General features: G+C 64.5%; 12 protein-coding genes. 10 read left to right on the top strand and 2 right to left on the bottom strand.

Annotated features, from left to right (window positions below; genetic code table 11):
* Positions 1-148: 148 nt before the first annotated feature.
* From XH89_RS09675 to XH89_RS09650, 6 genes are all read left to right on the top strand, one after another.
* The gene (locus XH89_RS09675; RefSeq protein WP_194466843.1) at positions 149-991 is read left to right on the top strand and encodes a GNAT family N-acetyltransferase; all 843 of its coding nucleotides are present in this window, start codon (positions 149-151) and stop codon (positions 989-991) included.
* A 12-nt stretch (positions 992-1,003) separates the two neighbouring features.
* Positions 1,004-2,383 carry an aspartate aminotransferase family protein gene (locus XH89_RS09670; RefSeq protein WP_194466842.1) on the top strand — a complete coding sequence of 460 codons (1,380 nt, stop codon included), beginning with the start codon at positions 1,004-1,006 and terminating at the stop codon, positions 2,381-2,383.
* 272 nt (positions 2,384-2,655) lie between these two features.
* Entirely contained in the window at positions 2,656-4,260 is a 1,605-nt protein-coding gene (locus XH89_RS09665) for an ABC transporter substrate-binding protein (protein ID WP_194466841.1), read from the top strand.
* An 85-nt stretch (positions 4,261-4,345) separates the two neighbouring features.
* The gene (locus XH89_RS09660) at positions 4,346-5,296 is read left to right on the top strand and encodes an ABC transporter permease (RefSeq protein WP_194466840.1); all 951 of its coding nucleotides are present in this window, start codon (positions 4,346-4,348) and stop codon (positions 5,294-5,296) included.
* Positions 5,293-6,147 carry an ABC transporter permease gene (locus XH89_RS09655; protein ID WP_194466839.1) on the top strand — a complete coding sequence of 285 codons (855 nt, stop codon included), beginning with the start codon at positions 5,293-5,295 and terminating at the stop codon, positions 6,145-6,147. The genes XH89_RS09660 and XH89_RS09655 overlap by 4 nt, the downstream gene beginning before the upstream one ends.
* A complete protein-coding gene (locus XH89_RS09650; protein WP_194466838.1) occupies positions 6,144-7,805 on the top strand; it encodes an ABC transporter ATP-binding protein in 1,662 nt (553 codons plus the stop codon). Before XH89_RS09655 ends, XH89_RS09650 begins: the two co-directional genes overlap by 4 nt.
* A gap of 22 nt (positions 7,806-7,827) precedes the next feature.
* Here XH89_RS09650 and XH89_RS09645 read toward each other — a convergent pair whose 3' ends face one another.
* Positions 7,828-8,304, bottom strand: a complete 477-nt coding sequence (locus XH89_RS09645) for an Lrp/AsnC family transcriptional regulator (RefSeq protein WP_194466837.1) — start codon at positions 8,302-8,304, stop codon at positions 7,828-7,830.
* A gap of 235 nt (positions 8,305-8,539) precedes the next feature.
* Here XH89_RS09645 and XH89_RS09640 point away from each other — a divergent pair, with 235 nt between their 5' ends.
* Entirely contained in the window at positions 8,540-9,865 is a 1,326-nt protein-coding gene (locus tag XH89_RS09640; RefSeq protein WP_194466836.1) for an FAD-binding oxidoreductase, read from the top strand.
* 44 nt (positions 9,866-9,909) lie between these two features.
* Here the strand turns inward: XH89_RS09640 and XH89_RS09635 are convergent, their stop codons facing one another.
* Positions 9,910-10,692: an IclR family transcriptional regulator gene (locus XH89_RS09635; RefSeq protein WP_210345241.1), complete on the bottom strand. Its 783-nt coding sequence runs from the start codon at positions 10,690-10,692 to the stop codon at positions 9,910-9,912.
* Between the two features lie 222 nt (positions 10,693-10,914).
* Here XH89_RS09635 and XH89_RS09630 point away from each other — a divergent pair, with 222 nt between their 5' ends.
* From XH89_RS09630 to XH89_RS09620, 3 genes are read left to right on the top strand one after another with little or no spacing between them, the layout of a single operon-like run.
* On the top strand, positions 10,915-12,228 hold the full coding sequence (locus tag XH89_RS09630) for an MFS transporter (protein ID WP_194466835.1): 1,314 nt from the start codon (positions 10,915-10,917) through the stop codon (positions 12,226-12,228).
* 3 nt (positions 12,229-12,231) lie between these two features.
* The gene (locus tag XH89_RS09625; RefSeq protein ID WP_194466834.1) at positions 12,232-13,551 is read left to right on the top strand and encodes an FAD-binding oxidoreductase; all 1,320 of its coding nucleotides are present in this window, start codon (positions 12,232-12,234) and stop codon (positions 13,549-13,551) included.
* A 55-nt stretch (positions 13,552-13,606) separates the two neighbouring features.
* Positions 13,607-15,658 (top strand): hydantoinase/oxoprolinase family protein, encoded by a 2,052-nt coding sequence (locus XH89_RS09620; protein ID WP_194466833.1) that lies wholly within the window; start codon positions 13,607-13,609, stop codon positions 15,656-15,658.
* The last annotated feature ends 7 nt before the right edge of the window (positions 15,659-15,665 follow it).

Below are 15,665 nucleotides of genomic sequence, written 5' to 3'. Positions count from 1 at the left end.
TGTCAGGGCCGCAACAATAGAGCGTCGACGCGGCATAAGATGCGGCTTTTCCGCCGCCTGCGGTGAAAGATGTCGTTCCCGCAATGCCCTTCAGACGATCTGCATGTCACCGACGTACGAGACTGGAGGCGGACAGGAAAGCCAGTCTATGACCCAGAGCACGATCTCGCTCACGACATTGCGCCATGAGCATCTCGAAGGCGCGTTACGCCTCTCACGTCAAGCCGGGTGGCCTCATCGCCTCGACGACTGGCAACTGGCGCTGGATCTAAGCACGGGATTTGTGGCGCTGGACACCGATGCTGCAACCGTGCTCGGGACCGTGCTGATGACGCCCTACGAGCAGGACGTCGCGACCATCAACATGGTCATCGTCGATGAAGCTGCCCGCGGGCGCGGATTGGGGCGCCAACTCATGGAAGCGGTCATCGCGTTCGCGGGGCCGCGCACGCTGAGGCTGATCGCAACGCGTGATGGCGCTCCGCTCTATCAGAAGCTGGGTTTTGGGCAGACCGGCACGATTGTCCAGCATCAGGGTCTGGCCCGGCATGTTGCGCCGCCCGCCAAAGTCCGGCCGGCCGAGGCGCACGATATCTTCGGGATCATCGAGCTGGACAAAAGCGCCTGCGGCGCAGACCGACGAGATCTGCTGCGTACGCTTGCGAAGGTCGGCCAACTGGCCGTGCTCGATCGCGGCCAGGGAATCACCGGATTTGCGGGGTTACGTACCTTCGGCAGAGGTGAGGTGATCGGCCCCGTGGTCGCCGCAAACGTCGACGACGGCAAAGCATTGATTGAATTCTTCGTGGCCCGAAGCGAGGGACGCTTCGTCCGCCTCGATACGGCCGAAGGCTCCCAATTGAGCGCCTGGGTCGCGAACCATGGACTGCCCCGGGTTGACGAAGGCATCGCCATGCAGCGTCCCAACACTGCACGGTCCTGCCTTGGGCCATTCACCACTTTTGCCCTCGCCAGCCAGGCTTTTGGATAAGCGGAGATCTTGATGCTCAGCAATTCGCTCGTTGAACTCGATCGGGCCCATCTCATCCACCCGGTCGCCTCCTATCGGGGTCACGAAGCAGCCGGCGTCAAGGTGCTGAGATCAGCCAAGGGAGCCACCGTGACTGATGCCTCCGGGCATCAGCTTGTCGACGGCTTCGCCGGGCTCTGGTGCGTCAATGCCGGTTATGGTCATGACAGCATCGTTGCCGCCGCGACAAAGCAGATGCAAGAGCTTCCCTACGCCACGGGCTATTTCAGCCTCGGATCGGAGCCTGCAATCCGGCTTGCGGCCGAGCTGGCGGAGCGTGCGCCCGGCGACCTCGACCATGTCTATTTCACGCTCGGCGGTTCGGATGCCGTCGACAGCACGGTCCGTTTCATCCGCTATTATTGGCACGCACGGGGTGAGCCACAGCGCGAGCATTTCATCTCGGTCGAACAGGGCTATCACGGGTCTTCGACCGTCGGCGCCGGCCTGACAGCCCTGCCCGCCTTCCACGCGGGATTCGGTGTGCCGCTGAGCTGGCAGCACAAAATTCCGTCGCACTATGTCTATCGCAATCCGGCCGGCGCGGACGACGATGCCGTCATCGCAGCCTCGCTCGCCGCGCTCGATGCGAAAATCGAGGAGATCGGCGGCCCGCAGCGCGTGGCCGCATTTTACGCCGAGCCGATCCAGGGCTCGGGTGGCGTGCTCGTGCCGCCGAAAGGTTGGATGAAAGCCATGCGCGCGCGGTGCCAGACCTATGGCATTCTCTTCGTTGCGGACGAGGTCATCACCGGGTTTGGCCGGACCGGACCGTTGTTCGCATGCAGCGAGGACGACATCATCCCCGACCTCATGACTGTCGCCAAGGGATTGACCTCCGGGTACGTTCCGATGGGCGCGGTCTTCATGTCGGATCACGTCTACGACACGATCGCCGAAGCGGCGGGTGCGAGCGCGGTCGGTCATGGCTACACCTACTCCGCGCATCCGGTCAGTGCCGCCGTGGCTCTGGAAGTACTGCGCCTCTACGAGAGTGGGCTGCTTGCGAATGGTTTAAAGGCGGGTGCACGTCTCATGGCGGGCCTTCGGGCGTTGAAGGATCATCCCCTCGTCGGAGACGTGCGCGGCCGCGGCATGCTGGCCGCGATCGAGCTCGTCACAGACAAGGACCGCAAGACACCACTCCCCGCTGCGGCCGAGCCGGCGAAGCGCATCTTCGAACGCGCCTGGAAGAACGGTCTGGTCATCAGGGCCTTTCCGACCGGCGTCTTGGGCTATGCGCCGCCGCTCTGCTGCACCGAATCCGACATCGACGCCATCATCGAGCGCACCACCAGGACTCTCGACGATACCTTGGCCGATGCCGAAGTTCGCGCCGCGCTGCAACATTAGTAGGCATGCACAATGAGCCGGCTGGACGCAGGTCCGAAATACTAGAAACAGAGACATCTTCGCAATTTTGTGCCGCGGCTCGCGGTTTTTTCGGCCAAAGCCGCGGGACTATCCTGCGAGACTTCGATCGCGGGAAAGAATGCAGTCCTGGGTAGGAGACGCGGCAAACGTCGTTGTGACGGACCGCGCAAGCTTCCACCACAACGGCGCGGCAGAACAATCTGCCGCTCCCCGCAACACGAGCCGTAAGCTTTAGCCAGCGAGGGATTGACATGAGCGACACGACGAACTGGTCTTCTTCGGACGATGCCACGATCGAGAACGCAATCCGGCGCGGGGCTTCGCGTCGCGACCTGCTGAAGCTGATGCTTGCGAACGGCGTGGCGATGGCCGCGACCAGCACGGTCTTCGGCCGTGCGTCGGAAGCGGTGGCGGCGACACCCGTGAAAGGCGGCGCCCTGAAAGCCGCGGCCTGGTCCTCGTCCACCGCCGACACCCTGGACCCGGCCAAAGCCTCGCTCTCGACCGATTATGTTCGCTGCTGCTCCTTCTACAATCGCCTGACATTTCTCGACCAGAGCGGCGTACCCCAGATGGAGCTCGCCGAGTCCATCGAAAGCAACGATGCCAAGACCTGGACGATCAAGCTGAAGAAGGGGGTCACCTTCCACAACGGCAAGAATCTCGGTGCCGACGACGTCATCTTTTCGCTGAAGCGCCATCTGGACAAGGCGACCGGATCGAAGGTAGCCGCGATCGCGTCCCAGATGACTGAATTCAAGGCCGTGGACAAGACGACCGTCGAGGTCACGCTGGCGAGCCCCAACGCGGACCTGCCGACGATCCTGTCCATGCATCACTTCATGATCGTGGCCGACGGCACCACCGATTTCTCCTCGGGCAACGGCACCGGCGCCTTCACCTGCAAACAGTTCACGCCCGGCGAACGCTCGATCGGGGCGCGGAACACCAACTACTTCAAGAGCGGTCCGAACGTCGACTCCTTCGAGTTCTTCGCCATCCCGGACGAGAGCGCCCGAATCAACGCCCTGCTGTCCGGGGACATTCATCTCGGCGCCTCGATCAACCCGCGCTCGGTGCGCCTGCTCGACGGCAAGGACGGCTTCGCGCTGTCAACGACCACATCGGGCACCTACACCGACCTGAACATCCGCATGGACATGACGCCCGGCAACAACAGGGACTTCGTCGAGGGCATGAAATACGTCGTCAACCGCGAGCAGATCGTCAAATCGGCGCTGCGCGGCTTCGGCGTGGTCGGCAACGACCAGCCCGTCTCGCCCGTCAACGCCTACCACAACGCAGCCCTCAAGCCCAAAGCGTTCGATTTGGACAAGGCCAAATTCCATTTTCAGAAGGCCGGCGTGCTCGGTCAGACGGTCGAGGTCATTACCTCTGATGCGCCGAGTTCGGCAGTCGACATGGCCATGATCGTCCAGGCCAGCGCAGCCCAGATCGGCATGAAGCTCGACGTGAAGCGCGTGCCTTCCGACGGCTACTGGAGCAATTACTGGCTGAAGTCACCGATCCATTTCGGCAACATCAACCCGCGCCCGACGCCGGACATCCTGTTCTCCCTGCTCTACAAGTCGGACGCGCCGTGGAACGAGAGCCGCTTCGCCTCGGAGAAATTCGACAAGCTGCTGATCGAAGCCCGCGGTTCGCTCGACCAGGCCAAGCGTCACGAGATCTACAATGAGATGCAGGTGATGGTTTCGGAACAGGCCGCCACCATCATTCCGGCCTACATTTCCAACGTGGATGCCATCACCGCCAAACTAAAGGGACTTGAGCCCAATCCGCTCGGCGGCATGATGGGCTACGCCTTCGCCGAATACGTCTGGCTGACCGCCTGACCGCGCAAGGCGAGGTCACGGCCTGGGATCCTGAGATCGGAACCCAAGCCGGCCTGAATGACCGTTGTGCCGCGGGAGCGCGAATGTGAAAAAGCAAGTGTCGTTGCTTGTGGCCAAGCGACTTCTCATCGCCTTGATCACGCTCGTGATCGTTTCCTTCGCGGTCTTCTTTGCCACCGCGCTCCTACCAGGCGACACGGCCACCATCCTGCTCGGGCAGTCCGCGACGCCCGAGGCCGTCGAGGGCCTACGCAAGGCGATGCATCTCAACGATCCCGCGATCATTCGCTTCCTGCGATGGATCGCCGGTCTCTTCCAAGGCGATTTCGGCAAGTCTTATGCAAACAATGTCCCGGTTGCGAGTCTGATCAGCGGGCGATTCGTCAACACGATGAAACTCGCAGGACTGACCGCAGCGATCGCCGTGCCATTCGCATTGACGCTCGGCATTACCGCTGCGATGTGGCGCGGCACGCTGTACGACCGCACCGTGACCATCGCGACCATCGGCATCATCTCGGTGCCGGAATTCATGATCGCAACGCTAGCGGTGCTGCTGTTCGCGGTCTACCTTAAATGGCTGCCGGCCCTTTCCCTCACCAACGAGGTCAAGTCGCTCCATGACCTCCTGAGGATCTACGCGATGCCGGTCATGACCCTCACATTCGGCGTTTCGGCGCAGATGATCCGCATGACCCGCGCCGCTGTGGTCGAGACATTGAACACACCCTATGTCGAGATGGCGCTCCTCAAGGGCGCCTCGCGGCCCCGGCTCGTGCTGCGACACGCACTGCCCAATGCGCTCGGCCCGATCGTCAACGCGGTCGCGCTCTCGCTGTCTTATCTGCTCGGCGGCGTCATCATCGTGGAGACCATCTTCAATTATCCTGGAGTTGCGAAGCTGATGGTCGATGCCGTTTCGACCCGCGACCTGCCGCTGATCCAGACCTGCGCGATGATCTTCTGCCTCGGTTATCTGGCATTGATCACGGCTGCCGATATCATCGCCGTCTTGTCCAATCCGAGGCTCCGATGACGAATTCGACCTCATCGGGCCGGCTAGGCATGCGATTGGGCTATCGCTTCAATCTGGTCGGCATGACTGCCCTTGGCATCATTCTTCTCTGGGCCGCCGTCGCGCTTTTCGCCCCGCAAATCATCCCGCATTCCGTCGGAGAGATCGTCGATTCCGATTATTTCGGCCCCATGAGCCGAGAGCTCTGGTTCGGCTCGGACTATCTCGGTCGCGACATCTTCTCGCGCATCCTGATGGGCGCCCGCTACACGCTCGGCATCTCGCTCGCCGCCGTCACCATCGCCTGCTTCTGCGGCGTCGCGCTCGGCATGACCGCCGCAGTCGCCGGGGGCTGGTTCGACAGCACGCTGAGCCGCTTTCTCGATGCGCTCAACTCGATCCCCAGCAAGCTGTTTGGCCTCGTCGTGGTCGCCGCGGTCGGCTCGTCGATCCCGGCGCTGATAGGGACGCTGTCGGTGATCTACACGCCGGGCGCCTATCGCTTCGCCCGCGCGCTTGCCGTCAACGTCAATACGATGGACTTCATCGTCGTCGCCCGTATCAGGGGCGAGCGCCTGCCTTATCTCATCGCCTCTGAGATTCTTCCCAACATCCTCGGTCCCGTGCTTGCCGATCTCGGCCTGCGCTTCGTCTTCATCGTACTGCTGCTCTCCGGCCTGTCCTTTCTCGGGCTCGGCGTGCAGCCGCCTTACGCCGACTGGGGTGCGCTGGTTCGCGAGAACATCGCCGGTCTGCCCTTTGGCGCACCGGCGGTGATCTTTCCCTCGCTCGCCATCGCGAGCCTCACCATCAGCGTCAACCTTCTGATCGACAACCTGCCGCGCAGGATTCGCGACAGGAGCTCCGAATGACCGGAAACCTCGTCGAGATCCGCGACCTCAGGGTCGAGGCAACGACCGACGCCGGCAGGCGGGTCGAGATCATCAAGGGTGTCAGCCTCGACATCGCCAGAGGCGAGATCCTCGCCCTGATCGGCGAGAGCGGCTCTGGCAAGACCACGATCGCCATGACACTGATGGGCTATGCCCGGCAAGGCTGCGCGATCTCCAGTGGCGAGGTGCGCGTAGCCGGCATTGACATGGTGTCTTTGTCGGAAGCCGAGCGCACCAGGATTCGCGGAACGAGCGTCGCCTACGTGCCGCAGAGCGCTGCGGCCGCCTTCAACCCTGCACTCACCATCATGGACCAGGTCACCGAGGTGGCCCGGATCCACAGGCTGATGCCGGCCGCCGAAGCGCAGGCGAAGGCCCTCTCGCTGTTCAAGGCGCTGTCGTTGCCGGAGCCGGAGACGATCGGCAACCGCTATCCGCACCAGGTCTCGGGAGGGCAGTTGCAGCGGCTCGCCGCCGCGATGGCCCTGATCGGCCAGCCGAAGGTCGTCATCTTCGACGAGCCCACCACGGCACTCGACGTCACGACGCAGGTCGAGGTGCTGCGCGCGTTCAAGTCCGTCACGGCGCAGCACAACATCGCAGGCGTCTACGTCTCGCACGATCTGGCCGTGGTCGCCCAGATCGCCGACCGGATCGTGGTCCTCAAGGACGGCACGGTCCAGGAAACCGGGACGACAGATCAAATCCTCGACGATGCCCAGCACCCCTATACAAGACAGCTGCTGGCCGCATTCAGGCCGAAGACCCAGCAGCGGGCGACGGCCGACGACGACGCGACAAAGCGGCCCTTGCTTGAGGTCGACAATCTGACGGTGGGCTATGGCCCTCGCGCGCGCGACGGGCAGCCGCTGGTCCGTGCGGTCCAGGCCGTCAGCCTCAAACTGGATCGCGGGCAAAATCTCGGCATCATCGGCGAATCCGGCTGCGGCAAGTCGACCCTTGCCAGGGCGATCGCCGGCATTCTGCCCGCTCATGCGGGCGACATCATCTTCAACGGCCGCGAATTGGGCAAGGCGGGCCGCAATCGCACCCGCAATGACCTCCGCGACATCCAGATCGTGTTCCAGCACGCGGACACCGCGCTCAATCCGGCGAAGTCGGTGGAGGACATTCTGAGGCGTCCACTCACCTTCTATCACGGCATGAGGGGCAAGGCGCGCGACGCGCGCGTCAGCGAACTTCTCGATCTCGTCCACCTGCCCAAATCGGTGCGCCATCGATTGCCGGGAGAGCTGTCGGGCGGCCAAAAGCAGCGGGTGAATTTTGCCCGGGCACTCGCCGCCGAGCCTACGCTCATCCTGTGCGACGAGATCACGTCGGCTCTCGATACCGTCGTCGCAGCCGCGGTGATCGAGCTTCTCAAGGAGCTGCAGCGCGAACTCGGCATCTCCTATATCTTCATCAGCCACGACCTGTCGGTCGTCGAGGCGATCTGCGACGAAATCATAGTGATGTATCGCGGTAAGAAGGTCGAGCAGATCACGTCGACCCGGCTCGCGGCGCCACAGCACCCTTATACGCGGCTGCTGTTCTCTTCCGTCCCTAAGCTCGATCCGGACTGGCTCGACAATTTGAAGCAGGAAGCCGACGAATTGCGTGCCTATGGCCACCAGTAGCAGTGGCCCGCGCTGCGGCCAATCAGGCCGGAAACAGGCTGGTCAGCGGCATCTGCGAGCGCACGATCGGCGACTTGAGAACGACGAAGCTGAAATATTTGTCGATGCCGATATCCATGTCGGTCAGACGCTCCATGATCGTCTGGTACTCGCCGATGCTGGCGGTGACGAATTTCAGCATGTAGTCGTAGCCTCCGGAGACCAGATGGCACTCGATCAGCTGGTCGACCTTGTCGACCGCCGACAGGAAACGGGCAAAGTCGATCTGCCTGTGGTTCTTCAACGTCACCTCGGTGAACACGGTCAGCGTCTGCCCGAGCTCGCGCACGTTGATCTGCGCGGCGTAACCCTCGATATAGCCCTCGGCCTGCAGTCTCTTCACGCGCATGAGACACGGGCTGGGCGACAGGTTCACCAGCTCGGCGAGCTCCACATTGGTAATGCGGCCGTTCTTCTGGAGTTCGTGGAGGATCTTGATGTCGATCCGATCCAGCTTCATGGGAGACTCTCCATCGAGCAGGCGCCAGAAGGCACAACAGAAAATTTTGCACAATGAGCCGAAAGCTCACCCAGTCCGCAAGCGTCGTTTCTCATCGAGGTCATATCGTCCGAGAAAAACGCAGTTTTGCGGCGACGAGACGATACAGCATAAAATGCTGAGACACCATCAAATCCGGCGCCGCTGGCGCCGATGCGCGCCTTACGCTGTGACGACCGAAATCTAGGAAACCAGGATGCCCGCTCCACTCAGCCATATCGAGACCACGCCGGATCTTCCCGGCAGCGCCGATGCCGTGGTGATCGGAGGTGGCATCGTCGGGGTGTTCGCCGCCTACTATCTCACCCTGCGAGGCCTCAGCGTCGCGCTGGTGGAGAAGGGACGGATCGGCGCCGAGCAGTCCAGCCGAAACTGGGGCTGGTGCCGCCAGCAGAACCGCGATGCTCGCGAATTGCCGATGGCGACCAGGAGCCTGGAGCTGTGGGAGAGCTTTGGCGCGGAGAGCGGCGAGAGCACCGGCTTCTCCCGCTGCGGCCTCCTCTATCTCAGCAACGACGAGGCTGAGCTCGCGGGCTGGGCACGCTGGCGCGACTTCGCGCGAACGGTGGGCGTCACCACACACATGCTCGATGCGACCACGGCCACGCAGCGCGGCACCGCGACGGGACGCGCCTGGAAGGGCGGTGTCTTCTCGCCAAGCGACGGCACCGCCGATCCCGCCAGCGCTGCGCCGGCGGTCGCGCGGGCGATTCTCAAGCGCGGCAGCACCGTGCACCAGATGTGCGCGGCGCGCGGGCTGGAGACCGAGGCCGGCCGCATGAGTGCGGTCGTGACGGAGCATGGCACCATTCGCACGCGGATCGCCATCGTGGCCGGCGGCGCGTGGTCCTCGTCCTTCTGCCATCAGGCCGGCATCCGCCTTCCGCTCGCCTCGATCCGGTCGTCGATTCTGTCCGTCTCTGAAGCCGCGAAGGGCCTGCCCGACGCGCTTCACACCTCCGCCGTTTCGGTGACGAAGCGCGGAGGCGGCGGCTACACGCTCGCCATCAGCGGCCGAGGCCGCGTCGATCCGACGCCGCAACAGCTGCGCTTTGCCCCGCAATTCCTGCCGATGTTCCTGCGCCGGTGGCGCAGCCTGCTCCCCGGCGGCCTTGAAGGCGTGCGGTCCGGACACGAAACACTCCGGCGTTGGCGCATGGACGAACCGACGCCGATGGAGCGGATGCGCATTCTCGATCCTGCGCCCGACCGGAACACGATCGAGCTCACGCATCGGCGCGCGCTCGAATTGTTGCCGGCCCTGACAGACGCGAAGATCACCGCTGCATGGGGCGGCTATATCGATTCGACGCCCGACGGCGTGCCTGTCATCGGCGAGGCGTCCGGCCGGCCCGGATTGATATTGGCCGCGGGCTTCAGCGGCCACGGCTTCGGCATCGGCCCAGGGGCGGGCCATCTCATCGCGGATCTCGTCACGGGCGCCGCACCGATCGTCGATCCGGTACCCTACCGGCCTGAGCGCTTCGCCGGACTTGCGGTTGGAAAGGTCTCGGATTTCTAGCAAGCTGGACTGCGTGGCGCATTGCCACGAGGCTGACCGCGCTCTTAGCCGACGCTGATCTTGCGCGCGGTCGCATTGACCATGCCGCCCCAGATCTTCTCGTTGCGTTCGACGTAACGGGAAGCAGGCATCGAGATGCAGAGGCCGCCGACGGGCCGGCCCTGGGGATCGAGAATGGCGGCGCCAATGGCGCAGACGGCCGGACGGTAGCAGCAAAGGTTCAGCGAATAGCCGCGCTCGCGCACACGAGCGAGCTCCGCGCGCAACTCCTGCGGGTCCGTGATGGTGCTCTCGGTATAGCGCGTCAGGCCGCGATTGATGACGGCATCGATCTGGTCGGGCGCGAGGTGCGCCATCACTGCCGTGCCGATAGCCGTGGCGTGAATCGGCGATCGATCGCCGATCGGACTGAAGGTCCTGACATTCTGCGTACAGTCCACGCGATCGATCAGGAGCATGGCGTCGAGCCCGTCCAGAATCGACAGGTGTACGGTCTCGTTCACCTGATCGCGCAGCTCCTGCATCGGCTTGCGCGCCGCGACGTAGAGCTGGCCGGCTTGCAGCTCCGGCACCTGGAGATGCAGCACGCGATGACCGATCTGCCAGCGCGTGGCCTCGCCGCCGACCGGACGCAGCCAGCCGGTCGTCGCGAATGTCTGCAGAATCCGTTGCGTGGTGGATTTGGGCAGATCGAGCCGGCGCGCAAGCTCGCTCACGCCGACCGGCTGCATCTCCGCGACGGCTTCCAGAACTTCCAGGCTCTTCAGCAGACTCTTCATCACCCCGACCGCGATTCCCGCGCAGCAGCGTCCCTTGGCAGAGGGCACGAGCGCCGCCCATAGCACAAGGCCGGCTTTTCCCGACAGCGCTTGCCATCCACCCGCTTCCTTGCTAACTTAAAAATGGAACGACGTTCCGTATAGTGGCACAGTTGCCTGGCCGGGGCAACAGAAACATGCGGCGCTCATTCCCGACGGTCCGCGCGAGCGGATGGTCCAACAACAGGAGAACTTGGCTTGACCCGAGATGGAGCGACTCCCCCCGGCCCAATGACCCGCCGCCTCCAACTGAAGGCGATCTCCGGCGCCGTGGCCGGCAATCTCATCGACTTCCTGGATTTCGCGATCTTCGGCCTGCTTGCGAAGATCATCTCGACGACGTTCTTCCCGCCCGGCAATCCGACCGTGGCGCTGCTGCAGACGATGATGATCTATGCGTCGAGCTTCCTGATCCGACCGCTCGGCGGCATCGTCATGGGACGCGTTGGTGATCGCCTGGGGCGACGCTCGGCGCTCTTCGTCTCGGTGAGCGGCATGTGCGTGGTCACTGCGATCACGGCATTCCTGCCGAGCTACGCCATCGCCGGCAGCTTCGCGACGGCCTCTCTGGTGTTCTGTCGTCTGGCACAGGGCTTCTTCGCTGGCGGCGAGTACACCGCTGCGACCGCCTATATCGTCGAGCAGGGAGACAGCAAGCACCGCGCGCTCAGGGCCTCCTTCTCACCGGTCGCCGCCTATGCCGGCACGGCGATCGCGGTCGGCATCTTCACACTGGTCTCGGCCATCATCGGCGCGGAGAGCATGGCAAGCTGGGGCTGGCGGCTGATGTTTGGGCTTGGTGTGCCACTCGGGCTTCTCGGTCTTTGGATCCGTACCCAGATCGATGAATCGCCTGAGTTTCTCGCCATCGAGGAAGAGCGCCGCCGCCTGCGGACGGAAGCACCGCCGCTCTCGGCCGTGTTCCGCAGCCAGTGGCGCCGGATGCTGTTCTTCATCAGCATCCTGATGAGCCACACGCTGTCGAACTATCTTGTGCTCGGCTTCCTGGCGACCTATCTCACCAATTTCGTGAAGATCGGCGAGACGCAGGCATCGCTGGCGATCTTCATCGCCCAGATGGTGCTGATGGCGACCACCGTCACCTACGGCTGGGTCAACGACACCGTGGGGCGGCGGCCGACCCTGCTCGCCGGCTGCATCCTCGTGATCCCCGCGATGTTCCTCTCCTTCTATGTCGCAAGTTTTGCGACGCCAGCGAGCGCGATCGCCGCCGCGGTCATTCCGGTGCTGGTCTATCCACTGATCACCAGCGGCATGACGATCGGACTCGTCGACATGTTCCCGCGCGAGATGCGCGTGACGGCGAGCGGCATCGCCTACAATACCGGCACCGCCCTGTTCGGCGGGACCGCGCCGCTGGTTGCGGCATTCTTGATCGAACGGACCGGCACGCCCTACGCGGTCCCCTGCTACGTTGCGGTCATCGCGACCCTCTCCTTCGTCAGCGTATTCCTCTATTACGATCAGCGTCGCTCCGCGCCTTACGTCGTCCCGGCAACTGCCGTTGCCGATCCGGTGGTGTAAGCGATGAGCAAGTCCTCCATCTTCGCACCGGATTTCTCCGAGACCCCCTATTGGTGGGACGGCTGGCGTCCGAACGATTCCGGCGCCGGCAGCCTGCCCCGCGAGACCGATGTCGCGATCATCGGCGCCGGCTATGCCGGCCTATCCTGCGCGCTCGAACTCGCCGCGCACGGCACCAAGGTCGTGGTGCTGGAAGCCGAGCTTCCCGGCATCGGCGCCAGCACGCTCAGCGGCGGCCAGGTCACAGGCGGCGTCAATGTCGGCAAGAGCATGTCCAAGCGCGTCAGCGCGGCGGCCGGCAACACGGCGATCGAGGACAGGCTGCGCGAGGCGGCGGCCGGCTACCGCTTCCTCGAGACGTTGATCACGCGCCACGGCATAGATTGCGACTATCGCCGCAACGGCCGCATCGCCGCGGCCTGGACCGCGGCGCAGGTTCGCAGCTGGGAAGGACGGATTGCGAGGCTCAACGCGCATACCGACAGCGACGTGCGCATGCTGGACCGCGATGCGCTGCGCCGGGAGCTGGCGAGCGAGGTCTATGTCGGCGGCGCGCTGATCAACGGCGCGGGACATCTGCATCCGGCGAAATTCTTCGGCGGGCTGCTGGCGGCCGCGCTTGCCGCCGGCGCAAAACTCGTCTGCCATGCGCCGGTCTCGTCGATCGCGCGCACGGGTGCCGGCTACCGGATCACGACCGGCCAAGGCGAGATTTCCGCGAGGCGCGTGGTGATCGCAACCAACGGCTACACCGGCGCGGCGACGCCCTGGCTCAAGCGACGCCTGGTCCCGGTCACCTCGCATCAGATCGCGACCGACGTCGTGCCTGCGGAGCTGCGCGGCACGCTCATCTCCGGGGATCGCGGCGTCGCCGAGGCCAACCGGGTGACAGCCTACTACCGTTACTCCCCCGACGGACAACGCTTTCTGTTCGGCGGTCGCGCGCGTTTCTATCCGCTCGACCGCAAAGCCAGCGCGAAGATCCTGTTCGCACAGATGACGGAGCGCTTTCCGCAACTGCGCGACGTCAAGGTCAGCCATAGCTGGGGCGGCAAGGTGGCCGTGACGCTGGATGCCCTGCCGCATCTCGGGCGCGATCCGCAAGGCTGCTACTACGCGGCCGGCTGCAACGGCAGCGGCGTCACGACGATGACCTGGCTCGGCCATCGGCTGGGACGTCACCTGCTGGGCGAGCACGATCTTGCATCCGACGCCTTCGGCACGCCGCTGCCGTCCCATCCGCTCTATCACGGCCAGACATGGTTCATGCCGATCCTCGGCAGTTATTTCCAGCTGCGCGACCACATGGAAAAGCGCCGCTAAGCCCCGCCCGCCCGCGGACATGGTTCGACAACACTCTAACGGAGAGACCTGCACTATGGGTTTGAGAATCGGCGTCGATATCGGCGGATCCTTCACCGACTTCGCGGTCCTCGACGAAAGCGACGGCACCGTGCGCAGCCTCAAGGTGTTCTCGCGCCCGGACGCGCCGGGCCGCGAGGTCGCCGACGGCATGCGCATGCTCGGCGAGCGCTACGGGATCGACCCGGCCGAGGTTGTGCACTTCACCCACGGCACCACGGTCGGCGTCAACGCGGTGGTGCAGCGCAAGGGCATTCGCCTCGGTTTGATCACCAACCGCTATTTCGAGGACGTCCTGGTGCTGGCGCGTCTGAAGACTCCCGACATGTATCATCTGATGTCGGCGCGGCCGGAGCCGCTGGTGCCGCGCTATCGCACCTTCGGCATCGACGGACGGCTGGACGCCGAGGGCAAAGAGCTCGAACCGGTCGACGCCGCGAGCGTGCGCGAAGCCGTGGCCGGGCTGAAGCGCACCGGCTGCGAGGGCGTCGTGATCTCGCTGCTCCATGCCTACCGCAATCCAGAGCACGAGCGGCAGGTCCGGGCGATCATCGCCGAGACGGCGCCGGAACTGTTCGTCTCCTGCGCCAGCGAGGTGTGGCCGATCATCCGCGAATACGAACGCACCAACACGGCCGTGATCGGCGGCTATGTGCAGCCGGTGGTCTCGAACTATTTGACCTCGCTGCAGGCGGCATTGCGCAGCTCCGGCGTCACCGCCGATCTCAAGGTCACCAAATCGAACGGCGGCGTGATGAGCGCCGAGCGCGGCAAGACCGATTGCGTCCAGATCGTACTATCAGGCACGGCCTCCGGCGTGATCGGCGCCGCGTGGGTCGCACAGCTCTGCGAGCTGAAGAACGTCATGAGCCTCGACATCGGCGGCACGACCGCCGACGTCGCACTGATTGTCGGCGGCGAGCCGCAATATGCCACCGGCGAATATATCGGCGACCATCAGATCCACATTCCCTCGGTCTCCGTCACCTCGATCGGTGACGGTGGGGGCTCGATCGCGCGCGTGGATCCGTTCGGCGTGCTCAAGGTCGGACCGGAGAGCGCAGGCTCGACGCCGGGTCCGGTCTGCTACGGGCGCGGCGGCCGCGAGCCCACCATCACCGATGCCTTCGCCGCGATCGGCGTGCTCGGCCAGACGGCGCTCGGCTATGATTCGGTCCGGCTCGATGTTGCAGCCGCGCGCGAGGCGATTGCGCCCCTCGCCGCACGACTCGGCGAGTCCATCGAAGCGGTTGCCGAAGCGATCATCAATGTCTCGATGTCCGGGATGTATTCGGGCGTCAGCCGGCTGATCTCGCGGTTCGGGATCGATCCCCGGGAATTCGCGCTGATGGCCTTCGGCGGCGCAGGTCCGATGCTCGCCTGCCATCTGGCGCGCGCCCTCAACATGGAGCGGATTACCGTGCCCCTGACGCCCGGCGTGCTCAGCGCCCTTGGCGGCCTGATCGCCGACACGCGCAACGATTTCGTCGCGGTTGCCTGGTGTGCGCTCGGTGACGAGGAATGGGATGCGCTCGAGCGCGCTCGGCAGGCGCTGGAGCAGGAAGCACTCGGCTGGGTCCGCGCCGAGGTCGGCGCCAGCGCGCGGCCCGAACTGACCTACACCGCCGAGATGCGCTACCAAGGCCAGTCCTTCGAGATCGAGACCGCGTTCGACGCCGAGGCCATGCGCACGAAGAACCTCGCCGCGCTGCGCGAAGCCTTCCATCAGGCCCATGAGCGCCTTTACCGCTATCGCGACGAGAAGGCCGTGATCCAGGTGGTGGCGCTGCGCGTCGTGGCCAAGGTCCGCACGCCGCGCCCGGTGCTGACGCCGGTCCCGGATGCGACCGCGCCCGCGAAGCCCGCCGCCATCGTGCCGTGCTGGATGGACGGCGCGATGCGGCAGATGCCGCTCTATCGGCGCGAAGCATTGCGCGCCGGCGACCACATCGTCGGCCCTGCGATCATCGCACAGGACGACACCACCACCTGCGTGCTCCCCGACTTCGAGGTGAACGTCGACCGCTGGGGCAATCTTCACATCATCAATCTTGCCGCGGCGATCTAAAGGATTC

Origin of the sequence: Bradyrhizobium sp. CCBAU 53340 (genome assembly GCF_015291645.1) — a bacterium.
Taxonomy (GTDB): domain Bacteria; phylum Pseudomonadota; class Alphaproteobacteria; order Rhizobiales; family Xanthobacteraceae; genus Bradyrhizobium.
Note: the sequence above shows the minus strand (reverse complement) of the source record. Positions and strands in the feature narration are given on the sequence as shown.